This window comes from Streptomyces sp. NPDC034037, assembly GCF_055575715.1.
Genome location: NZ_JBVISC010000005.1, coordinates 284,985 through 306,588, shown reverse-complemented (window position 1 = coordinate 306,588; position 21,604 = coordinate 284,985). Strand labels below are relative to the sequence as shown.

Annotated in this window: 16 protein-coding genes, 1 tRNA gene and 1 pseudogene; 10 read left to right on the top strand and 8 right to left on the bottom strand. The window is 70.5% G+C overall.

Going from position 1 to position 21,604, the window contains the following annotated elements:
- Positions 1 to 281: 281 nt before the first annotated feature.
- The 3 genes and pseudogenes from ACZ516_RS19645 to ACZ516_RS19635 form a co-directional block, all read left to right on the top strand.
- Positions 282 to 2,333: a TerD family protein gene (locus tag ACZ516_RS19645; RefSeq protein ID WP_469011206.1), complete on the top strand. Its 2,052-nt coding sequence runs from the start codon at positions 282 to 284 to the stop codon at positions 2,331 to 2,333.
- A gap of 712 nt (positions 2,334 to 3,045) precedes the next feature.
- Positions 3,046 to 3,327 (top strand): hypothetical protein, encoded by a 282-nt coding sequence (locus ACZ516_RS19640; RefSeq protein ID WP_469011205.1) that lies wholly within the window; start codon positions 3,046 to 3,048, stop codon positions 3,325 to 3,327.
- Positions 3,324 to 3,709, top strand: a pseudogene (locus ACZ516_RS19635) (PIN domain-containing protein); the annotation flags it as partial. The gene ACZ516_RS19640 and the pseudogene ACZ516_RS19635, both read left to right, overlap by 4 nt.
- Before the next feature lie 65 nt (positions 3,710 to 3,774).
- Here ACZ516_RS19635 and ACZ516_RS19630 read toward each other — a convergent pair.
- A tRNA-Gly gene (locus ACZ516_RS19630) sits at positions 3,775 to 3,848 on the bottom strand.
- A 534-nt stretch (positions 3,849 to 4,382) separates the two neighbouring features.
- Here ACZ516_RS19630 and dcd point away from each other — a divergent pair.
- Both dcd and ACZ516_RS19620 read left to right on the top strand, forming a co-directional pair.
- Entirely contained in the window at positions 4,383 to 4,958 is a 576-nt protein-coding gene (gene dcd, locus ACZ516_RS19625) for a dCTP deaminase (protein ID WP_358583004.1), read from the top strand.
- An 8-nt stretch (positions 4,959 to 4,966) separates the two neighbouring features.
- A complete protein-coding gene (locus tag ACZ516_RS19620; RefSeq protein WP_361079808.1) occupies positions 4,967 to 5,464 on the top strand; it encodes a phosphoribosyltransferase in 498 nt (165 codons plus the stop codon).
- A gap of 104 nt (positions 5,465 to 5,568) precedes the next feature.
- Here ACZ516_RS19620 and ACZ516_RS19615 read toward each other — a convergent pair whose 3' ends face one another.
- The 5 genes from ACZ516_RS19615 to ACZ516_RS19595 form a co-directional block, all read right to left on the bottom strand.
- On the bottom strand, positions 5,569 to 6,597 hold the full coding sequence (locus tag ACZ516_RS19615; RefSeq protein ID WP_469011204.1) for a Yip1 family protein: 1,029 nt from the start codon (positions 6,595 to 6,597) through the stop codon (positions 5,569 to 5,571).
- Between the two features lie 173 nt (positions 6,598 to 6,770).
- Positions 6,771 to 8,246 (bottom strand): FG-GAP-like repeat-containing protein, encoded by a 1,476-nt coding sequence (locus tag ACZ516_RS19610; RefSeq protein ID WP_469011203.1) that lies wholly within the window; start codon positions 8,244 to 8,246, stop codon positions 6,771 to 6,773.
- Positions 8,247 to 8,399: 153 nt separating this feature from the next.
- The gene (locus tag ACZ516_RS19605) at positions 8,400 to 9,878 is read right to left on the bottom strand and encodes an FG-GAP repeat protein (RefSeq protein ID WP_361079814.1); all 1,479 of its coding nucleotides are present in this window, start codon (positions 9,876 to 9,878) and stop codon (positions 8,400 to 8,402) included.
- A gap of 355 nt (positions 9,879 to 10,233) precedes the next feature.
- The gene (locus ACZ516_RS19600) at positions 10,234 to 11,703 is read right to left on the bottom strand and encodes an FG-GAP repeat protein (RefSeq protein WP_469011202.1); all 1,470 of its coding nucleotides are present in this window, start codon (positions 11,701 to 11,703) and stop codon (positions 10,234 to 10,236) included.
- A gap of 280 nt (positions 11,704 to 11,983) precedes the next feature.
- A complete protein-coding gene (locus tag ACZ516_RS19595; protein ID WP_469011201.1) occupies positions 11,984 to 14,251 on the bottom strand; it encodes a (Fe-S)-binding protein in 2,268 nt (755 codons plus the stop codon).
- Positions 14,252 to 14,631: 380 nt separating this feature from the next.
- On the opposite strand from ACZ516_RS19595, the gene dnaK reads away from it, so the two are divergent.
- The 5 genes from dnaK (at position 14,632) to ACZ516_RS19570 (ending at position 19,599) form a co-directional block, all read left to right on the top strand.
- Positions 14,632 to 16,491, top strand: coding sequence for a molecular chaperone DnaK (gene dnaK / locus ACZ516_RS19590; protein WP_358909576.1), 1,860 nt, complete (start codon positions 14,632 to 14,634; stop codon positions 16,489 to 16,491).
- The gene (grpE, locus tag ACZ516_RS19585) at positions 16,491 to 17,204 is read left to right on the top strand and encodes a nucleotide exchange factor GrpE (RefSeq protein WP_358583589.1); all 714 of its coding nucleotides are present in this window, start codon (positions 16,491 to 16,493) and stop codon (positions 17,202 to 17,204) included. The genes dnaK and grpE overlap by 1 nt, the downstream gene beginning before the upstream one ends.
- A gap of 33 nt (positions 17,205 to 17,237) precedes the next feature.
- On the top strand, positions 17,238 to 18,431 hold the full coding sequence (dnaJ, locus tag ACZ516_RS19580) for a molecular chaperone DnaJ (protein ID WP_358583591.1): 1,194 nt from the start codon (positions 17,238 to 17,240) through the stop codon (positions 18,429 to 18,431).
- 1 nt (position 18,432) lies between these two features.
- A complete protein-coding gene (locus ACZ516_RS19575) occupies positions 18,433 to 18,897 on the top strand; it encodes a heat shock protein transcriptional repressor HspR (protein ID WP_358583593.1) in 465 nt (154 codons plus the stop codon).
- 156 nt (positions 18,898 to 19,053) lie between these two features.
- On the top strand, positions 19,054 to 19,599 hold the full coding sequence (locus ACZ516_RS19570) for a hypothetical protein (RefSeq protein WP_361079822.1): 546 nt from the start codon (positions 19,054 to 19,056) through the stop codon (positions 19,597 to 19,599).
- Here the strand turns inward: ACZ516_RS19570 and ACZ516_RS19565 are convergent.
- On the bottom strand, positions 19,562 to 20,344 hold the full coding sequence (locus tag ACZ516_RS19565) for a helix-turn-helix transcriptional regulator (protein ID WP_469011200.1): 783 nt from the start codon (positions 20,342 to 20,344) through the stop codon (positions 19,562 to 19,564). The two genes, ACZ516_RS19570 and ACZ516_RS19565, sit on opposite strands and share 38 nt — an antisense overlap.
- Before the next feature lie 109 nt (positions 20,345 to 20,453).
- Entirely contained in the window at positions 20,454 to 21,458 is a 1,005-nt protein-coding gene (locus ACZ516_RS19560) for a helix-turn-helix transcriptional regulator (protein WP_361079824.1), read from the bottom strand.
- Between the last annotated feature and the right edge of the window lie 146 nt (positions 21,459 to 21,604).

Sequence of the window (21,604 nt, the reverse complement as noted above, 5' to 3'; positions counted from 1 at the left end):
TAGGAGCGAGCCGACCCGACCGGGAAACCCCGCCTGACCTGCTGACACCCCCGAGTCTGCCGCCCCCCGCTCACGCCTCGCTGCCACCCGGCTCACGTCCCGCTGCCGCGCTTCGCGGGCCCGTACAACGGAGTTCTCACGTGATTGCGGGAGAGGCCACGGACGGCCCGTACGGGCGACTAGGGTGCCGCTGTGCGATCAGTGTGTGACGCACCACACAAGGGGCGGCGCGCGACCAGGGGCGGCCGGCGCGCGCCTGACGGGCGCTATGGGGGCGGAACATGTACGAGTTGACCAAGGGCGCCAACGTGGGCCTGGCGGCCCTGAGCGAGAGCACCGACGCGGTGATCGTCGCCCTGGACTGGACGAGCCCGTCGGGCGAGGGCGACGCGGACGTCTCCGTGCTGCTGCTCACGGCGGACGGCAAGGTCCGCGACGACGGTGACTTCTACTTCTACAACAACCCGGTGGCCGCCGACGGCAGCGTGCAACTCCTCGGCAAGACGCCGACCGGCGGCGGCGACAAGGACCGGATCAGCTTCGATCTGACCGCCGTTCCGCCGGACATCGACCGCATCGTCGTGGCGGCGAGCCGATACGGCGGCGCCCACTTCGGGGAGCTGGACGATCTGCGGCTCACGCTGGCGGACGGTTCCGGCGAGGAGCTGGTCCGTTTCACCATCGGCGACACCGGGTCGGTCAGCGCGTTCATCTTCGGGGAGATCTACCGCCGGGGCCCGGAGTGGAAGCTGCGGGCCGTCGGACAGGGGTACGCCACCGGGCTGGCGGGCCTGGCGACGGACTTCGGTGTCGACATCGACGACGACGCCGCGACGGAAGAGGTGCCCGAGGGCGGGCCGACGGAAGAGTTGCCGGCCGACACGGTGACGGCGGAACTGCCGGTCGGTGCGGCGACGGGGCAGGCGGCGGCCGCACCGGACGCCGAGGCCCTCATTGCCGACGGGCGGCCAGCGGTGTCGCCGCGGGCCATTCCGACTCCCCGTCGGCCGGACGCCGATGGAGGGTCGAAGAAGGCGGCCCCCCGGCCTCGTACGGCCAAGAAGAAGGTCACTCTGCCGAAGGTGGCCAAGAAGTCCTTGGCGGAGAACGACTCGTGGAAGGGGGCCAGGCTCTTCCCCGTCTCCGTGCTCAAGAGCGACCGGGACCGTGAGACGCGGGCCACCTCGGTGCTGTTGTCGGTGATGGCGCAGATCCCCGAGTTCGGCCGCCGGCTCACCGCCGCGTTCGGGGCGCCCGCGGGCCGCATGGAGACGTTCGCGGAGGTCCAGCTGCCGCACGGCGAGACCCCCCGGCGCCCGGACGGCGTGATCCGCGTCGAGCGGGCCGGCAAGCTGTGGACGGCCTTGGTCGAGACGAAGACCAACGGCAACGCGCTGAAGGCCGATCAGGTGCAGGCGTACATGGACATCGCCGCCCGCCGCGGCTACGAGGCCGTGATCACGCTGTCCAACGACGTCGCCCTGGAGGGCAGCCCCCTGGTCGACGTCAAGGTGGACGGGCGGCGCAAGCACAAGGTGGCCCTGTGGCACCTGTCCTGGGCCGAGGTGGCCCACCAGGCGCAGATGCTGATCCGCCACGAGGGCGTGGGCAACGCGGCGCACGCCTGGCTGCTCCAGGAGCTGCTGCACTACCTCCAGCACGAGAACTCCGGCTGCCACGGCTTCCAGAACATGGGCGCGGCCTGGGTCCCCGTACGCAAGGGCATCGACGACGAGACGCTGTGCCAGGGGGACTCGCGCACGCTCGAGGTGGTGGAGAGCTGGGAGCGGCTCATCCGCCAGGTCTGTCTCGGGCTGGGCGGTGAACTCGGGCAGAAGGTGCTGCCCGTGCAGCGGGCCAGGCGGGGGTCGGGCCCCGCGGAGCGCCGCTCGCGGCTGGCGGACCAGCTCTGCCTCGAAGGAAGGCTGCACGCGGAGATGCGGATCGAGGACACGCCGGGCGTGCTGGCGATCACGGCGGATCTGCGCACCGGCAAGCTGCGCACGTCGATCGACATCCCGGCGCCCGCTCAGGGGTCCCCGCTGACCTGGGTCAAACGGCTCGTCCGCCGCCTGTCCGACGCACCCGCCGACCTCCACATCGAGACTCTGGTGGAGGGCGAGGCGGGAGGCCCACGAGGAACACTCGAACGGCTCCGCCCCGAGCCGGCGGACATGCTGCCGAAGAACGGCGCCCGGATCACCGGCTTCCGCTTGTCCCTCTTCAAGGGGATGGGAAGCGGCCGCGGGAACGCGGAGACGGGCTTCATCCGCAGCGTGGACGACGCGGTGCACCGGTTCCACGCGTTGGTGGCGGCGCAGCTGGCGAATTGAGCAGCGCTTCTGGGCGCGAGGGAGGCGCGCGGGAAAGCGGCGAGGAATGTTGAGGGGCCCTGGTGCGGTAAGCACCAGGGCCCCGAAGGAACTACAACACCATCTGCCGACCTAGAACTGCGTCGGCCCTCTGTGTCCGCACGGCCGCCCGAAACGCTGACGGGGGTGCGGGGATCGGATATGCGTGACCGGAGACCACCTACCTATCGATGTCCTGCGGTTGCGGCACCCGGGATCAGACGTCGACCCGGGCGATCCTGATGGCGCGCGCTTCCTCCGTTCTTCCCTCTGACGAAACTACGTACTGCCAGGCAGGACGTCCTGTCCCTGCCCTTCTGCGGGGTACTGCTCGTACTGCTGTGTACTACCTACTGCTGGCGGCGGCCCCTGATCACTGCGGGCCACCCGGTCCGGCCGTCAGCCTCGTCACCGTCATGCGACAACCCTGGCTCCGAGACTCCACCACCGCACCGTCATGCGGGTACTTCTGCCCGGCAGTTCGTGTCTGCCGGGCCCTTGCTCGATCTCGACTACAAGAGAAACCATAACGAGGAGACAACCCAATGTCTACTCCCATGACGACAGATTTCTGTGCGCTCGCCGATGAGATATTCCGCGCCGCGGCTGGCCGCCGCGAGGGCGCCGGAGGCGTCCGCACCGCACCCTGTGCATCCACCACGCGCTATGCCATACCCAATGGCATAGTCGATGTGTGACTGACGACGAAGGGGACTTCCCACCCGGTGAGGGCCCCACCAGTGGCATCTCTGTCACCCTGACTGCCGGAACTCTGCATGCGATCCGTGAGCGGGTCGGCAAGCGAGGTGTCTCGGCCTACCTGGAGAAGGCGGCCCAGCGCCAAATCGAGCGGGAGGACCTGGACGAGCTGATCGCGGACTTCGACAAGGTGCACGGCCCGGCCGGCCCCGAGGCCGTGGCGGCCAAGCGCACCCGGCTGACCGGAGGCGCCTCGGACGCTGGGACGGCCGCGTGAGCGGTGCCCTGGTCCTGGACAGCGAGGGCCTGGCAAAGGCCGTACAGCGTGATCGGGAGATCCACGAGTGGCTGACGGCGGCTCGCGACGCGGACCTGCCGGCGATCACCTCGGCCGCCGTGCTGGTCGAGGTGATCCACCCGAAGATCAGCGACGCCGCACTGAAGTGGACCCTCTCCCGCTTGGCCGTCGAGCCGGTCCCCAGGCCGTCGCGCAGTCCGCTGCCGCCTTGCTGCGCGCAGCGGGACTGCACGGCCGCAAGTCCGCCATCGACGCCATACTGTGCGCGACCGCCCTGCGGCATCCCGGCCGGGTGACGATCCTGACTTCGGACGTGGAAGACATCGAACTGCTCACCGCCGAGCACCCCCGCGTGAGTGCTGGCACGCACACCGCCCCGGCCCCGCACAGCAAAAAGACCCAGGTCTCCGACCTGGGCCTCAACTGTGGAGCGGGTGACGAGAATCGAACTCGCACTCTCAGCTTGGGAAGCTGATGTTCTACCACTAAACTACACCCGCGTAACGCGCCGCCAGAAGCGGTGTCGTAACGTCGCACACTGTACCTCATCGCGGGCCCCCGGCGCTGTCGCCGCGGGGCCCGTGTGGCGTTCGGGGCGGGGTCCGGCCGTGCGGGGGGAGGGAGTTGGGGCGTACCGTGGGCGCACCGCCGATGGGTCGCCGAGTGGGGTCGTGCCGCCTGGAGTGGCGTCCCTTTCGTGCCGTAATGTGTGCCTTCGTCGTCGGCTTCAGGGGCGGGACAGCAGCCTCGCGGGCCCGGCCGGCAGGACGAGTTCACACACGGCTTTGGGGAAGGGACTCGAGGACTTGATGGAGCGCACCGTCGTCCGATGTGCCGAGGGGCACGTGTTCAGTACCGCTTCGTTCCCGATGCAGCAGGCCGGCCGGCTCGGCCCCGGGCGGCTCATCCGCTGTCCGCGCTGCGCCCGGCTCCGGCACGCCGTGCCGGTGGTCCTGCAGAAGCGGTAAGGGGTGGCGCAGCGCGCGGGTCCGTCCGATTGGGGCGGGCCCGCGCGCTCTGCGTATCCTCGGTGCGTGCTTCTCTCAGACAAGGACATCCGGGCCGAGATCGACTCCGGACGAGTGCGGATCGAACCGTACGACGAATCCATGGTGCAGCCCTCGAGCATCGATGTGCGGCTGGACCGCTACTTCCGGGTGTTCGAGAATCACCGCTACCCCCACATCGACCCCTCCGTGGAGCAGGCCGATCTGACGCGGCTCGTGGAGCCCGAGGGCGACGAGCCCTTCATCCTGCATCCCGGGGAGTTCGTCCTCGCCTCGACGTACGAGGTCGTCAGTCTGCCCGACGACCTCGCCAGCCGGCTTGAGGGCAAGTCCAGTCTCGGGCGGCTCGGGCTCGTCACCCACTCGACCGCCGGGTTCATCGACCCGGGGTTCAGCGGGCACGTGACCCTGGAGCTGTCGAACCTCGCGACCCTGCCGATCAAGCTCTGGCCGGGCATGAAGATCGGGCAGCTGTGCCTGTTCCGGCTGACCTCGCCCGCCGAGGAGCCCTACGGCTCGGAGCGGTACGGGTCGCGTTATCAGGGGCAGCGCGGACCGACCGCCTCCCGGTCCTTCCTCAATTTCCATCGGACACAGGTGTGAGCAGCGGTATGAGTGACGTGCGCGAGAACCTTACGTACGAGAAGTTCGGTGGCGCCGTGCGCGAGCTGGCGCAGGCCATCGCCGACGACGGGTACCGGCCCGACATCATCATCTCCATCGCCCGCGGTGGCGTCTTCGTGGCCGGCGGGCTCGCCTACGCCCTCGACTGCAAGAACATCCACCTGGTGAACGTCGAGTTCTACACGGGGGTGGGGACCACGCTCGACATGCCGGTCATGCTCGCGCCCGTCCCCAACGCCATCGACTTCACCGACAAGAAGGTGCTCATCGCCGATGACGTCGCCGACACCGGCAAGACGCTGAAGCTCGTGCACGACTTCTGCCTCGACCACGTCGCCGAGGTGCGTTCCGCCGTCATCTACGAGAAGTCCCACTCGCTCGTGAAGTGCGAGTACGTGTGGAAGCGCACCGACGAGTGGATCAACTTCCCGTGGAGCGTCGAGCCGCCCGTCGTCAAGCGCGCGGGGCAGGTCCTCGACGCCTGAGCCACGTCCTCCGATGAGCCACGTCCCCCGACGTGGGGGAAGGGCCCGTCCGACGCATCGTCGGGCGGGCCCTTCCTCGTGCCGGGGCGGGCGCTGGGCGAGCGCTAGAACGTGCCCAGCTTGATGATCGACAGGATCGCCAGGAGCTGGATCGACGCCGCTCCCAGCGCCTTCGGCCACGGCAGGTCGTGCGACTTGGCCACCATCGTCGTCAGCAGCGCGCCCGCCGCGATCCAGGTCGCCCAGCCGAGGAGCTGTACGAAGCTCTGGCCGCCGCCCAGGAACATCGCCACGACGACACGCGGCGCGTCCGTCATCGACATGATCAGCATGGACAGGCCGACCGTCGGCTGCCAGGCGCCGTCGCCGCCGAGCTGGCGGGCGAGGGTGTGCGTGACCACGCCGAGGACGAAGGCGCTGACGGTGATCGCGACGCCGGTGGTCAGGACGTAGGGCACCACGGACGACAGCGGCGCCTTGAGCGCGTCCGAGCGGGCGCCGTCGAAACCGAAGATCGCGAGCAGGCCGTAGACGAACGTGACGACGACGGCCGGGGCCCACATCGCGTAGTCCCGCATCTGCAGGAAGGTCGGGCCCGGGCGCAGCACGATGCCGCGCAGCAGGTCCTTCCAGTGCAGGCGCGGACCGATCGGCGCCGCGGCCGCCTGGCCCGCGCGGTAGGTGTCGCCCTGGGTGTAGTGGTCGTCCCCGATGGAGAAGGCCTGGGTGTGCCCCGGGTTGTTGGCCGCGTACGGGTCGGGACCGGCCTGGGGGCCGTGGCCCTGGTCGCCCGGCCCGCCGAAGTACTCCGGCTCGCCGTGACCGCCGTCGGCCTGCGGCCACTGCGGGCCGCCGCTGCCGGGCTGCGGGCGGCCGCCCCCGTACGGGGCGCCCCCGCCGTACTGGGGGCCACCACCGTGGGGGCCGCCCCCGCCGTACTGGGGGCCGCCACCTTGAGGGCCGGCCCCGCCGTACTGCTGTTGGCGCGGGTTCGGCGACACGGGTGGGTAGCCGTACGGCTGCTGCTGACCCTGGGGGGCCTGCTGTCCGTACGGCTGCTGCCGCGGTTGTTGTTGCGGTCGCGATTGCGGGGCGCGGTTGTCCCGGCCGCGTCCGTTCCTGAATCCAGCCACGAATCGAACGTACCTGGTCTTACGGGGCGGGGTCGTCCCTCCTTGGGAGGAGAGCCGCTTTGCGGCCGACCTGTGACAACCCCTAAGGGAACCCTGAGGGGGCCGACACCTCCCGCGCCCCCCCCGCGCCTCCTACGCCCCCCACGCCCCTCGCGACCCCGGTGGCCGCCCGATCAGCGGCCCAGCACCGCCCCGTACGCGTACGGGTGTGAAGAGGCGGGCAGGCCGATGGACTTGGGGGTGATGACCCGCACGCCGGACGGCTGGACGGCGGGCAGCTCCCAGACGCCGCCCGCCGAGGCGTTCTCGCCCGGCGCGGCGACGGACAGGTCGAGGCGGCCGTCGCCGTCGTGGTCGGCGGTGAGGAGCGCCGCACCGAACGCGTCCCCCTTCTCGGCGCCGCCCGGGATGCCGGGGGAGTTCTGCTGGTACGCCACCGCGCGCGCCGCCCCCGACGCGTCGAGGATGCCCTTCGGGCCGCCCTTCAGGACGGTGACGGCGCCCGCGCCCGCCGCGTCGCCGATCGCCTCGCCGGGGGCGCCCGCGATCAGGTCGTCCTTGCCGTCGCCGTCGATGTCCGCGACGGCGAGGGCGTTGCCGAAGTCGTCCCCCGTCTCGGCGACGCCGGGAACGCCCGGGGTGTCCTGGTTGAGGGTCTGGCCCTCCCAGATCGGCTGCTCGCCGCCCCCGTAGTGGATGTGGATGCCGCCGCCCTTGGCGCGCTCCTCGGGGCCGCACGGGTCGTCGATGTTCTCGTCGGCGATCTCGCGGCAGTTGCCGAGGGCCAGGTCGTCCAGGCCGTCGCCGTTGAAGTCGCCGACGGCCAGCGCGTTGGCGGCGCTGTTGTCGCTGCTCCAGGTCATGTCGAAGCGGGTCTCGTCCTTGAGGTAGCGGTAGAGCTGGATGTGGGACTGGGTGTGGGGCTGGTTCTGCGTGTAGTAGGCGACGGTCAGCTCGGGGCGGCCGTCGGAGTCGAAGTCACCGGTCGCCATGACGGGGGCGCGGCCGCCCATGGGCCGGGCCATGACGGGCTCGGTCCGGGCGGCGTACGGGTTGAGGTTGGCGACGACCTTGTCCTTGGCGCCGATCGCCAGGTCGACGTCCGTGTCGCCGGTGAAGTCGGCGGCGGTCAGGGACATCCCGTACGCGTCGGACGCCTTCTCGCCCCGGGCGGCGGTGTTGGCGAGCGCGAAGCCGTCGCCGGTGCCGTACAGGACGGTGACGGAACCGGCGTCGGCCTTGCCGGCGATGTCCTCGCCGGGGGCGCCGATGACGAGGTCGGCGTACTTGTCGTCGTCCACGTGCGCGGTGGTGACGGCGGCGCCGAAGCGGTCGCCGGCCTCGGGGGTGCCGGGGACCTCGACGGTGGCCTGCGTGATGCGGCGCACGCCGTTCGTGCCGGGGCCGTCCGCGCCGCCGAAGACGACGCTCACGTAACCGGCCCTGGCCTTGCCGTCGACGGTGCCCGAGGGCACGCCCACGGCGAGGTCCGCGTAGCCGTCACCGTTGAAGTCGCTGGTGAGGGGCGCGCGTTCGGACGCGGTGGCCGGGGCCGCGAGGGGCAGGGCGAGGCCGGTGGCGGCGAGGGCGGTGGCGGCGGCCAGGGCCAGGGCGCGGGGGCTCGGGCGGGTGGGTACGCGGGGGCGCATAGGGGCTCCAACTCTGCGGGGTCGGTACGTCGATTCCGGGGACAGCGGCGGCGGGACCGGCCGGCCGCGCCGCTCATACGGGGAAGGGGGCCGGGCCCGCACGTGTGGTGCGGGCCCGGCGGTCAGGCCGGCCGGGGGAGGGGCGAAGGCGGGTCAGTCCGCGAAGTTGTTGCCGAGGCGGGGCGTGCCCGCGCCCGAGATGCCCACGGTGGAGGTGTAGACACCGGAGGTGCCCGAAAGCGTGCCGTCCGCCTTGGAGTCCAGGATGTAGAAGGCGCCGTTGGAGCCGTTCTCGCCGGCCGCGCCGATCACGACGTCGCCGCGGCCGTCGTCGTTCAGGTCGTCGACGTGGACGTCCGAGCCGAAGAAGTCGTTCTTCTCGTTGGTGTTGGGCACGCCCGGCGTGTTCTGGGTGAGCAGGACGGAGCCCGCCGTGGTGAGGCCGGAGCCGTCCGCGGCGCCGTAGATGACGGTGACGGAACCGGCGTCGGTGACCCCGTCCAGGTCCTCGCCGACGGTGCCCACGACCAGGTCGAGGTGGCCGTCGCCGTTGATGTCGCCGAGGTCGAGCTCGGAGCCGAACTCGTCGCCCTTCTCGGCGCTGCCGGGTACGCCCGCGGTGTCCTGGGTGATGACCTGGCTGTCGCCGTAGGGGCCGGTGGACTTGCCCTTCACGACGTACACGCTGCCGCCCTTGTGGGCGCCGGCGATGCCGTCGTCCCAGGTGAGGCCGATGATGATGTCGCCGTAGCCGTCGCTGTCCGTGTCGCCGACGTCCGTGATGTAGCCGCCGGGCAGGCGCTGCACGCCGGTCGTCGTGATGCCGTTCGCGCTGCCGGGCAGCCACAGGTTGGCGTTGTAGTGGTCGCCGGAGGAGAAGCCGTCGACGATCAGGTCGTCCTTGCCGTCGCCGTTGACGTCACCGGAGTGCAGGTTGAACGGGCCCGCGCTGTCGCCGCTGAGGATGGGCGGGGTGACGGTGTAGTGGCGGCCGGTGCCGCCGGCACGGGTGAAGCCGCCCTCGTAGACGTCGAGGGTGGCCGCGCCCGAGCTGGAGCCGATGGCGAGGTCGTCCTTGCCGTCGCCGTCGAAGTCGCCGGCCTGGATGGGGCCGCCGAAGAAGTCGTGCTTGGTGGGGCGCGGGTCCTCCAGCGTGGTGCCGCCGGACAGGCCGTTCTTGGAGCCCCACAGGATCTGTACGGTGCCGCCGTCGACGTCCGTGCCGACGTCCTCGCCGATCGCGGCCACCGCGAGGTCGTCGTAGCCGTCGCGGTTGAAGTCGCCGTAGGCGGTGTCGCTGCCGAAGCGGTCGTTCTTCTCGGCGGCGCCGGGCACGCCGGCGCTGTTCTGGCTGTACGTGGTGTGGTGCCGGTCGCCGCCGCCATACGTCACGGTGACCTGGCCGGCGCCGTCCTTGCCGGCGACGTTGGCGCCGGAGGCGGAGGTGGCGAGGTCCGCGGCGCCGTCGCCGTCGAAGTCGGCGTCGGGCTGCGTGGCGGGGGACGGCGCGGCCGACGCGGTGACCGCAGTGGCGGTGAGCAGCCCGCCGGAGAGCGCGGCGGCGACGGCCGTCGCCGCGGCGAGGCGGATGCGGCCGGGTCTGCCGGCGGTGGTGCGCTTGTGCTGGGCCATGCGGTTCTCCTGCGGCATGCGGGGATGCCTGCGGGCATCCGCCTTCGATGGGGTGCGGAGCAGACGCGTTCACCGGGCATTGGCCCTGGCGTCACGCCGTGGTCGGCGAAGAGGAGACCACCGATGAGGCCCAAGGGTTGTACGGGACAGGGGAGTTGGGGCGGCTTGACGGGTTTCGGCACGTTTGGCGGGGCCCCGGGGGGGGGGGGGGGGGGGGGGAACGCTGGCCGGGCCCGCTGATGGCGGACCCGGCCAGCGGAACGCGACAAGCCCCTGGGGGGAACTCAGCCAGCCCGGCCGGGGAACTCGACAAGCCCGTCCGGCGTTTGCGGACGGACGCGGTGGAGCCGGTGGCTCACCGCCCCAGGATCGCCCCGTACTCCACCGCTCCGGTCAGCCCCAGCTTGCCCGGCGTCACCGAGGTGACCGGCAGGTTCGGGCCGTCCTTCTGGGTCGGGTCGTACCAGACGCCGCCCTTGCCGTCCTCTCCGGGCGCGCCGACGGCGACGTCCGGGTAGGTGTCGCCGTCGTAGTCACCGGTGGCGACGGCCGCGCCGAGGCGGTCACCGGCCTCCGCGGTGCCCGCGACGTCCGGGGAGTCCTGGTTGAAGGAGGGGCCCGCGAGGGCCTCACCGGTGCCGAGCGAGGCGAGGACCCAGTAGGCGCCGGCGCTCTTCGCGGTGCCGACCGCCTCCGTGTCGGCGCCGACGATCAGCTCGTCGATGCCGTCCTTGTCGACGTTGGCGACCGCCAGGTGCGCGCCGAAGTTGTCCTCGGCCTCCGCGTCGTCGGCGACCGACGGGCTGTTCTGCGTGGTGCAGGAGTCGCCTCCGTCGCCGAGCTTGCCGCCCTTCTTGTTGTAGACGGTCAGGACGGCGCCGCCGAAGCGGTCCGCGCAGGCGGTGTCGTCGGCCTCGGGGTTGGGCCGGACGTTGCCGACGGCGAGGTCCGTCGTGCCGTCGCCGTCGAAGTCGCCGGCGGCCAAGGCGGTGTTGGTGGAGTCACCGGTGGACCACAGGCCCTTCCACTCGCCCGACTTCCGGCTGACCACCTCGGTGCCGCTGATCTCCATGCCGGAGTAGGCCAGGGCGATGTCGTCGCCGCCGTCGCCGTCGAAGTCGCCGCTGGTGACGACGCTCGGGCCGGCGAAGTGCCAGCTCCGGATGGTGGAGAGCGTGGCGGAAGAGCCCGCGGTGAAGGGGCCCGGCCGCATGCGCAGGGCGCTGGATTCGTCGAAGTGGGTGTTGAGGGCGATGTCCTTGTCGCCGTCCTTGTCGAAGTCGCCCGTGGTGAGCAGCGCTCCGTAGTTGCCGGACTCGCCCTCTCCGGTGGCCGCGGTGAAGCCGCCCTTGAAGCCGCTCGCGGAGCCCCAGACGACGGTGACGCTGCCCGCGTCCAGGGTGGTGCCCATGTCCTCGCCGGGGGTGCCGACGACCAGGTCGCTGTAGCCGTCGCCGTTCATGTCGTTGGAGTCGACGGCCTTGCCGAACTTGTCGCCCGCCTCGACGGTGCCGGGCACACCCGCGGTGGACTGGCTGACCGTCGTCGAGCCGTGCTTGCCGAGACCGGACGCGCCGCCCCAGACGACGTTGACGTAACCGGCCTTGGCCTTGCCCGCGACGGTGGCGCCCGGCACGCCGACGGCCAGGTCCACGTAGCCGTCGCCGTTGTAGTCGGCGCGCAGCTCGGAGGGGGCGGGGGTGGCGGACGCGCTGCCCGCGGTCAGGCCGGTGAGGCCGAGGGCCGTGGCGGCGCAGACCGCGCCCGCGGCGAGGAACTTGTTGCGCGCGGTCCTGCGCGCGGTCGTGCGCACGTGCTGAGTCACTGAGGAAGTCTCCAACCGGGTGATGACATGGACGCCGAAGTCAGAAGTACGGGGCAGGGCGTCTGCGGGCTCGACGTGAGCCGCTGGGAAAGATCGTTTCCGTGGGGTGTGACTCGTGAGGCGTACGAAGGGTTGTGCGCCGGGGGCGGCGGAGTGAGCGCCGGGTGAACGGGGCGCCACGGTGCCGTTCGCGGCACGAACGCGTCAGGCCGGCCCCGCCCCGAAGGGCGGAACCGGCCTGGGCGTCGTTCCGGGACGCGGACCGTCGTATCCGTAGGCGCTACTTGACCGGCTCGGGCTCCGGCGCGTCCGTGGACTCCTCATCGTCCGCCGGGTCGGCCGGCGTCTTCACGGAGTCGAGCAGCAGCTGCGCGACGTCGACGACCTGGAGGGACTCCTTCGCCTTCCCGTCGTTCTTCTTGCCGTTGACCGAGTCGGTGAGCATGACCAGGCAGAACGGGCAGGCGGTGGAGACGATGTCGGGGTTGAGGCTGAGCGCCTCGTCGACCCGCTCCGTGTTGATGCGCTTGCCGATGCGCTCTTCCATCCACATGCGCGCGCCGCCGGCGCCGCAGCAGAAGCCGCGCTCCTTGTGGCGGTGCATCTCCTGCTGGCGCAGGCCCGGGACGGCGGACATGATCTCGCGCGGGGGCGTGTAGACCTTGTTGTGCCGGCCCAGGTAGCAGGGGTCGTGGTAGGTGATCAGGCCCTCGACCGGGGTCACCGGGATCAGCTTGCCCTCGTCGATGAGGTGCTGGAGCAGCTGGGTGTGGTGGATGACCTCGAAGTCGCCGCCGAGCTGCGGGTACTCGTTCGCGATGGTGTTGAAGCAGTGCGGGCAGGTCGCGACGATCTTCTTCGCCGACTTCGGCTTCTTGGTCGACTCGTCCTCGTCGTCCTCGCCGTACGCCATGTTCAGCATCGCGACGTTCTCCTGGCCGAGCTGCTGGAACAACGGCTCGTTGCCCAGGCGGCGGGCGGAGTCACCGGTGCACTTCTCGTCGCCGCCCATGATCGCGAACTTGACGCCCGCGATGTGCAGCAGCTCCGCGAAGGCCTTGGTGGTCTTCTTGGCGCGGTCCTCCAGGGCGCCCGCGCAGCCGACCCAGTAGAGGTAGTCGACCTCGGTGAGGTCCTCCACGTCCTTGCCGACGATCGGGACCTCGAAGTCGACCTCCTTGGTCCACTCCACGCGCTGCTTCTTGGCGAGCCCCCAGGGGTTGCCCTTCTTCTCCAGGTTCTTGAGCATCGTGCCCGCCTCGGACGGGAACGCGCTCTCGATCATCACCTGGTAGCGGCGCATGTCGACGATGTGGTCGATGTGCTCGATGTCCACCGGGCACTGCTCGACGCAGGCGCCGCAGGTGGTGCAGGACCACAGGACGTCCGGGTCGATGACGCCGTTCTCCTCGAGGGTGCCGACGAGCGGACGCTCGGCCTCCGCGAGGGCGGCGGCGGGGACGTCGGCGAGCTGCTCGGCCGACGCCTTCTCCTCGCCCTCCATGGTCTTGCCGCCGCCCGCGAGCAGGTAGGGCGCCTTGGCGTGCGCGTGGTCGCGCAGCGACATGATGAGCAGCTTCGGGGAGAGCGGCTTGCCGGTGTTCCAGGCGGGACACTGCGACTGGCAGCGGCCGCACTCGGTGCAGGTGGAGAAGTCCAGCAGACCCTTCCAGGAGAACTGCTCGACCTGGGAGACGCCGAAGGTGTCGTCCTCGCCCGGGTCCTCCCAGTCGATGGGCTTGCCGCCACTGGTCATGGGCTGGAGCTCGCCGAGGGTGGTGGAGCCGTCCGCGTCCCGCTTGAACCAGATGTTCGGGAAGGCCAGGAAGCGGTGCCAGGCGACGCCCATGTCGGTCTTCAGGGCGACCGTAATCATCCAGATGAACGAGGTCGCGATCTTCACGCCGGCGAAGAGGTACGTGAGGTTCTGCAGCGTGGAGACGTCCAGGCCCTCGAACGCGGAGACCAGGGGGTACGAGATGAAGAACGAGGCCTCGTAGCCGTCCACGTGGTGCTGGGCGCCCTCCAGGGCGTGCAGCGTGAAGATGCAGATGCCGACGATGAGGATGACGGTCTCGACGAAGTACGCCTGGCCGGTGTTCGAGCCGGCGAAGCGGGACTTGCGGCCCGGCTTGTCCGGCCGGTTCAGCTGCCGGATGACGATCAGCGTGGCGATGCCGAGCACGGTCATGGTGCCGAGGAACTCGACGAAGACGTTGTACGGCGCCCAGTCGCCGATGATCGGCAGCATCCAATCGGCCTGGAAGAGCTGGCCGATGGCGTTGACGATCGTCAGCAGCAGCGAGAAGAAGCCCACCGCCACGAACCAGTGCGCGACGCCGACGATGCCCCACCGGTTCATGCGCGTGTGGCCGAGGAACTCCTTGACCACGGTGAGCGTGCGCTGGACGGGGTCGTCGGTCCGGGTGCCGGCGGGGACGGGCTGGCCGAGCCGCATGAACCGGTAGATCTGCACGATGGCACGGCCGAACAGCGCGACGCCGACCGCGATTAGGACCAGCGACACGATGATCGCGGCGAGTTGCATTGGGGGGCTCCTCGGGCCTGCGAGGCGGGACTCGTCGTAGCGGACTAGGGCTGATTACTAAGCGGTAACTTATGCAGTCCGTCTGAGACTACCCACTTACCCGGTCGCACTGTAGCCAGCAAGGCGGTGATCTGCGTCGCTCAGGCAACCCTTCCCCGGCGCGCCGCGGTACCGGGGGGTGCGCCCCGAAGGGGCCCGGGGAACTGCGCGCCCAGCCACATGTGGCCCGCAGCCGGGTTCCGGACCCCCGGGAGGCACCGACTTGCGCGTAAGCCCTGGATAAGAGTTGAGCCCCCTCGACTCACATCTGTTGACGCAAGCGCAGCGCTCATGCATCCTTGAGCCAGATCCACTCAAGAAGTACCTCTGGAGGAATCGAAATGGCACGTGCGGTCGGCATCGACCTGGGCACGACTAACTCCGTCGTCAGCGTTCTGGAAGGCGGCGAGCCCACCGTCATCACCAACGCCGAGGGCGCCAGGACCACGCCGTCCGTCGTCGCCTTCGCGAAGAACGGCGAGGTGCTGGTCGGCGAGGTGGCCAAGCGCCAGGCGGTCACCAACGTCGACAGGACCATCCGGTCGGTCAAGCGCCACATGGGCACCGACTGGAAGGTGGACATCGACGACAAGGGGTTCAACCCCCAGCAGATCTCCGCGTTCATCCTCCAGAAGCTGAAGCGCGACGCCGAGGCGTACCTGGGCGAGAAGGTCGCGGACGCGGTCATCACCGTCCCGGCGTACTTCAACGACTCGGAGCGCCAGGCCACCAAGGAGGCCGGTGAGATCGCGGGTCTGAACGTCCTGCGCATCGTCAACGAGCCCACCGCCGCCGCCCTGGCCTACGGCCTGGACAAGGACGACCAGACCATTCTGGTCTTCGACCTCGGCGGCGGCACCTTCGACGTCTCGCTCCTCGAGATCGGTGACGGCGTCGTCGAGGTGAAGGCCACGAACGGCGACAACCACCTCGGTGGTGACGACTGGGACCAGCGCGTCGTCGACTACCTGGTCAAGCAGTTCAACAACGGCCACGGCGTGGACCTCTCCAAGGACAAGATGGCGCTCCAGCGCCTGCGCGAGGCGGCCGAGAAGGCCAAGATCGAGCTGTCCTCCTCCACGGAGACCACGATCAACCTCCCGTACATCACGGCCTCCGCCGAGGGCCCGCTGCACCTGGACGAGAAGCTCACGCGCGCCCAGTTCCAGCAGCTCACGTCCGACCTCCTGGAGCGCTGCAAGACGCCGTTCCACAACGTCATCAAGGACGCGGGCATCCAGCTCAGCGAGATCGACCACGTCGTCCTCGTCGGCGGCTCGACCCGCATGCCGGCCGTCGCCGAGCTCGTCAAGGAGCTGACCGGCGGCAAGGACGCCAACAAGGGCGTCAACCCGGACGAGGTCGTCGCCATCGGCGCCTCGCTCCAGGCCGGTGTCCTCAAGGGCGAGGTCAAGGACGTCCTGCTCCTCGACGTCACCCCGCTGTCCCTCGGCATCGAGACCAAGGGCGGCATCATGACCAAGCTCATCGAGCGGAACACCACGATTCCGACGAAGCGCTCCGAGATCTTCACGACGGCCGAGGACAACCAGCCGTCGGTCCAGATCCAGGTCTACCAGGGCGAGCGCGAGATCGCGGCGTACAACAAGAAGCTCGGCATGTTCGAGCTGACGGGCCTGCCGCCGGCCCCGCGCGGCGTCCCGCAGATCGAGGTCTCCTTCGACATCGACGCCAACGGCATCATGCACGTGACCGCGAAGGACCTCGGCACGGGCAAGGAGCAGAAGATGACCGTCACCGGCGGCTCCTCGCTGCCGAAGGACGAGGTCGACCGCATGCGCCAGGAGGCCGAGCAGTACGCGGACGAGGACCACAAGCGCCGCGAGGCCGCCGAGTCCCGCAACCAGGGCGAGCAGCTCGTCTACCAGACGGAGAAGTTCCTCAAGGACAACGAGGACAAGGTCCCGGCCGAGGTCAAGACCGAGGTCGAGGAAGCCGTCGGTGAGCTGAAGGAGAAGCTCAAGGGCGAGGACACCGCCGAGATCCGCACCGCCACGGAGAAGGTCGCGGCCGTCTCGCAGAAGCTGGGCCAGGCCATGTACGCCGACGCCCAGGGCGCGCAGGCCGCGGGCGGCGCCGAGGGCGCGGCCCCCGGCGGCGAGCAGGCCAAGGAGGACGACGGAGTCGTCGACGCCGAGATCGTCGACGACGAGAAGGACCAGAAGGGCGGCGCCGCCTGATGACCGAGGAGACCCCGGGTTTCGGCGAGAGCGCCGACAAGCCTGACGTCCCCTCCGGCGCCACCCCTGACGACGCGGCGCCCAAGGCCGCCGAGCCCTCCACCGAGGAGGGCCCGGCGGCCCCGGCCGGGGACAAGGACAGCAAGACGTCCGCCCAGGATGTGGGCCTGACCGCCCAGCTGGACCAGGTGCGCACCGCGCTCAGCGAGCGCACGGCGGACCTCCAGCGGCTGCAGGCCGAGTACCAGAACTACCGCCGCCGCGTGGAGCGGGACAAGGTGACGGTGAAGGAGATCGCCTCGGCGAACCTCCTCTCCGAGCTCCTGCCGACCCTCGACGACATCGGCCGCGCCCGTGAGCACGGGGAGCTGGTCGGTGGCTTCAAGTCGGTCGCCGAGGCGCTGGAGACCGTCGTCGCCAAGATGGGCCTGCAGCAGTTCGGCAAGGAGGGCGAGCCCTTCGACCCGACGATCCACGAGGCCCTGATGCACAGCTACGCACCGGACGTCACCGAGACGACGTGCGTCGCGATCCTGCAGCCGGGGTACCGCATCGGCGAGCGCACCATCCGCCCGGCGCGGGTGGCCGTCGCCGAGCCCCAGCCCGGCGCGCAGCCGGCCAAGGGCGAGGAGGCCGCCGAGAAGGCCCCCGAGGGGTCCGCGGCCGCCGAGGGATCGGACGAGAAGGAGACCGGTGGCCCGGACGAGGGCTGACGGCGACGACATGAGTGAGGAGGGACGTCGGGGATGAGCACCAAGGACTTCATCGAGAAGGACTACTACAAGGTCCTCGGCGTCCCCAAGGACGCCACCGAGGCCGAGATCAAGAAGGCGTACCGGAAGCTCGCCCGCGAGAACCACCCGGACGCCAACAAGGGCAACGTCAAGGCGGAGGAGCGCTTCAAGGAGATCTCCGAGGCGAACGACGTCCTCGGTGACCCCAAGAAGCGCAAGGAGTACGACGAGGCGCGTGCCCTCTTCGGCAACGGCGGATTCCGCCAGGGCCCCGCAGGCGCCGGCGGCACGTTCAACTTCGACCTGGGCGACCTCTTCGGAGGCGGCGCCCCGGGCGGCGGTGGGGCGGCCGGCGGCGGCTTCGGGGGCGGTCTCGGTGACGTCTTCGGGGGCCTGTTCAACCGCGGTGGCGCGGGTGCCGGTACCGGCACGCGTACGCAGCCCAGGCGCGGCCAGGACATCGAGTCCGAGGTCACGCTGAGCTTCACGGAGGCGGTGGACGGCGCCACGGTGCCGCTGCGCATGTCCTCCCAGGCCGCCTGCAAGGCCTGTTCCGGCACCGGCGACAAGAACGGCACGCCGCGCGTGTGCCCGACCTGCGTCGGCACGGGCCAGGTCTCGCGGGGCGGTGGCGGCGGCTTCTCGCTGACCGACCCGTGCGTGGACTGCAAGGGCCGGGGTTTGATCGCCCAGGACCCCTGCGAGGCCTGCCACGGCTCGGGGCGCGCCAAGTCCTCCCGCACCATGCAGGTGCGCGTCCCGGCCGGGGTGAGCGACGGCCAGCGGATCAGGCTCCGCGGCAAGGGCGCGCCCGGCGAGCGGGGCGGCCCGGCCGGCGACCTGTACGTGGTCGTGCACGTCGACGCCCACCCCGTGTTCGGCCGCAAGGGCGACAACCTCACGGTCACCGTGCCGGTGACCTACCCCGAGGCGACGCTGGGCGGCGAGGTCAAGGTCCCGACGCTGGGCGGACCCGCCGTCACGCTGAAGCTGCCCCCGGGCACGCCCAACGGCCGTACGATGCGGGCCCGCGGCAAGGGCGCGGTCCGCAAGGACGGCACCCGGGGCGATCTCCTGGTGACGGTGGAGGTGTCGGTCCCGACATCTCTGTCGGACGCCGCCAAGGAGGCCCTGGAGTCCTACCGCGAGGCGACCGCGGGGGACGACCCGCGGGCAGAACTGTTCCAGGCCGCGAAGGGAGCATGAGATGGACGGCCGCCGTCGACAGTCCGGATTCAGTAGGGCGTACCAACTCACCGACGAGACGCCGGTGTACGTCATCTCGGTGGCCGCCCAGCTCAGCGGCCTGCACCCGCAGACCCTGCGCCAGTACGACCGCCTGGGCCTGGTCTCCCCGGACCGCACCGCGGGCCGCGGCCGGCGCTACTCCGCCCGTGACATCGAACTGCTGCGCACGGTGCAGCAGTTGTCGCAGGAGGAGGGCATCAACCTCGCCGGCATCAAGCGCATCATCGAGCTGGAGAACCAGGTCGCGGCGCTCCAGTCGCGCGTCGCGGAGCTGTCCGCGGCCGTGGAGGGCGCCGCCGCGGCCATGCAGCAGCGCGAGGCGGCGGTGCACGCCTCCTACCGCCGCGACCTCGTCCCGTACCAGGACGTGCAGCAGACGAGCGCGCTCGTGGTGTGGCGGCCCAAGAGGACGCACGAGCAGTAGGGGCACCGAGGGCATAACCGAGGGCATAGGGGACCGGCGGCGGTTCGCAGGGCCTGAGTAGGCTGACGCGGGAGCCGGGAGGTGGCAACCTCCCGGCCCCCGTTCGCTGTTTTCCGCTGTTGGTTTTCCGCTGTCGAACGGGGAGTTGAGCCGGCCATGGCCATGGTGGGGCTGTTCTGGATCGCCGAGGGCGATGTGTACGTGGGCGCGAAGCCGTCCGGGCTCGCTCCCGGGGTGCGGCTGACGCCGGAGGGCGTGGCGGCCCTCGGGGACCGGCAGTCGGCGTTCTGGCCCTGGGCGGACGTCCACACGCTGACCATCGACGACGTACCGGTGAAGTCGTTCAAACGGCATGTGGGCGTGGCCGTCGACCTCGTGCTGACGGTGGGCCTCGGCGGCCCGGACGAGGCCCCGACGATGACGGTGCGGATCGGCGGCGCCACGGGGGAGACGGAACTGACCGCGTACACCGCCGCGGCGGTGGGCTACTCCGCGACGGAGTACGACCTCTCCCGCGCGCTGCTCGGCCGCCTCACCCAGGGTGCGGCCACCCTCCTGACGACGCTGTCGGCGATGGCCGAGTGGGGCCGCCGGCACGAGGGGGGCTCGCCGCGGGCGGCCGCGCGGGAGGCGCTGCTGCGCGAGTGGCTGGCGGTGGCGGACGCTACTGGTCCCGCTCCAGGAGCCCCGAGCGGCCGATGAGGTAGCCGAGCTGGGCGCGGCTGCCGCTGCCGAGGGTGGCGGCGAGCTTGGCGATGTGGACGCGGGCCGTACGGATGTTCATGCCGAGGCGGTCGGCGATCTCGGCGTCGGTGAGGCCTTCGACGAGCAGGCCCGCGATGGCCCGCTGACGAGGTGTCACGCCGCCCTCGGAGACCTGCGGGGCGGCCTGCGGCCACATGGGCGTGGCCAGCCGCCACAGCCGCCGGAAGGTGGTGGTGAAGTACTCCACGAGGGCCGGGTGGCGCACCTCCAGGGCGATGCTGCGGTCCTTGCTCGCCGGGATGAACGCGACGGTCCGGTCGAAGACGAAGAGGCGGTCGGTCACCTCGTCCAGGGTGCGGGCCTCGGCGTCGCCGTGCAGCTGCTCCAGATAGCCGAGCACGGGCAGGGAGTGGCGCGTCGTGTGCTGGTAGAGGGTCCGCATCCGGCAGCCGCGGCTGAGGATCGCCTGGTCGCGCGGGAAGGCCTCGGCCAGTGTCTCCGGCGGCCGGGTACCGCCGGGCTGAATGGCCAAAAACTCCTCCCTGACGTCGTTCATCGCGCGGTCGATGGCCGCGTTGATGCGGCCGACGCCGTCCAGGACGGTGATGTGCGCCTCCGGGAAGGAGGCGCTCGTGACGTCCTCACCGCGGATGCGACCGGCGCGGAGGGCCCGGCGCAGGTATACGGCCGAGCCCGCCTCGCAGAGATCCGTCACTGCGTGCGTCGTGAGTTCCCTGGCCATGTGTGCTCCCTCCCGCTCGGTTGAAGCGCGGCGATTCTATGCAGAGGGTGCGGGCGCGGACCGTCCCGCCGTGATTGAAGTGTCCACTTCTGGCGGCTGGTTCGGGCGGCTACTTCGGGCGGTCCGGACTGAGCTTCGCCTGGTCGAGGATTCCCGACTGGGCGATGAGGTAGCCGAGCTGGGCGCGGCTGCCGCTGCCGAGGGCCGCGGCGATCTTGGCGATGTGGGCGCGGCAGGTGCGGACGTTCATGCCGAGCCGACGGGCGATCGCCTCGTCGACGTGACCCTCGATCAACAGCTTGGCGATGGAGCGCTGGACGCCCGTGATGCCGTTGGGCGCGATGTCGTAGGGGACTTCCTCGGTCAGCGGGACCGCGCGCTCCCAGAGCTGCTCGAAGACCTTGCTGAGGTACTCGACCAGGCCGGGGTGGCGCAGTTCGAGGGCCACGCGCCGGTCGTCGCTCGCCGGGATGAAGGCCACGGTCCGGTCGAATATGATCAGCCGCTCGATCAGCTCTTCCAGGGTGCGGACCTGCACCTTGCCGCCCGAGATGCGGTCCACGTAGGCCAGCGTTCCCTGGCTGTGGCGGGCGGTGTGCTGGTAGAGGGTGCGGATGCTGACGCCGCGGTCGGTCAGGGGCCGGTCCCGCTCCAGGGCCTGGGTCAGGGCGTCCACCGGGCGGCCGCCGCCGGGCTGGATGGTCAGCACGGAGGTGTTGCACTCGGCGGTGGCCGAATTCAGCGCGGCGTTGATGCGGTCGAAGCCCTCGAGGACGGTGATCGCGTGGATGTTCGCGGGGCTCTGGGCGCTGATCGTGACGAACTGTTCGAAGGAGTCCGTCAGTTCGATGGCGAGCCGCCTGCGGTCCTGGATCTCGCGTTCCAGCGGGTGCAGACGCTGGGCGAGGGCGACGGAGGGAGGAACCGGACGGAGCCAGTTGGCGTCATCCGGATCCGGGTGCAGCAGTGCGAATTCCACGAGGCAAGGGGCCAGTTCCGCTTCGACACGATTGATGCGTCCGGAACGCAGCGCGTTGGCGTAAAGCCGTGCCCCCTCGTCGCACAGGTCAGTGACAGCATGGGGATGTGTCGGTTTTGTGTTGCTTGTGGTCATATCTCCACCCCCCAGGGTCCTGAACGTGCAAGAACATGATGCATCGCTCCTGTGGCGTTGACATGCCTGAATGAGCCATCGTCTTCATGGCCGGGGGAGAGGAATCCATCAAGTGAGGACGAAGCCGACTATGCGCGTGAGAATAC

Excerpts from the sequence above, each read along its gene's own strand:
- ACZ516_RS19645 (WP_469011206.1), top strand. The coding sequence starts at position 282 with ATGTACGAGTTGACCAAGGGCGCCAACGTGGGCCTGGCGGCCCTGAGC.
- ACZ516_RS19620 (WP_361079808.1), top strand. The coding sequence starts at position 4,967 with ATGAGTGACGTGCGCGAGAACCTTACGTACGAGAAGTTCGGTGGCGCC.
- ACZ516_RS19610 (WP_469011203.1), bottom strand. The coding sequence starts at position 8,246 with ATGCGCCCCCGCGTACCCACCCGCCCGAGCCCCCGCGCCCTGGCCCTG.
- ACZ516_RS19605 (WP_361079814.1), bottom strand. The coding sequence starts at position 9,878 with ATGGCCCAGCACAAGCGCACCACCGCCGGCAGACCCGGCCGCATCCGC.
- ACZ516_RS19595 (WP_469011201.1), bottom strand. The coding sequence starts at position 14,251 with ATGCAACTCGCCGCGATCATCGTGTCGCTGGTCCTAATCGCGGTCGGC.
- dnaK (WP_358909576.1), top strand. The coding sequence starts at position 14,632 with ATGGCACGTGCGGTCGGCATCGACCTGGGCACGACTAACTCCGTCGTC.
- grpE (WP_358583589.1), top strand. The coding sequence starts at position 16,491 with ATGACCGAGGAGACCCCGGGTTTCGGCGAGAGCGCCGACAAGCCTGAC.
- dnaJ (WP_358583591.1), top strand. The coding sequence starts at position 17,238 with ATGAGCACCAAGGACTTCATCGAGAAGGACTACTACAAGGTCCTCGGC.
- ACZ516_RS19575 (WP_358583593.1), top strand. The coding sequence starts at position 18,433 with ATGGACGGCCGCCGTCGACAGTCCGGATTCAGTAGGGCGTACCAACTC.
- ACZ516_RS19570 (WP_361079822.1), top strand. The coding sequence starts at position 19,054 with ATGGCCATGGTGGGGCTGTTCTGGATCGCCGAGGGCGATGTGTACGTG.
- ACZ516_RS19565 (WP_469011200.1), bottom strand. The coding sequence starts at position 20,344 with ATGGCCAGGGAACTCACGACGCACGCAGTGACGGATCTCTGCGAGGCG.
- ACZ516_RS19560 (WP_361079824.1), bottom strand. The coding sequence starts at position 21,458 with ATGACCACAAGCAACACAAAACCGACACATCCCCATGCTGTCACTGAC.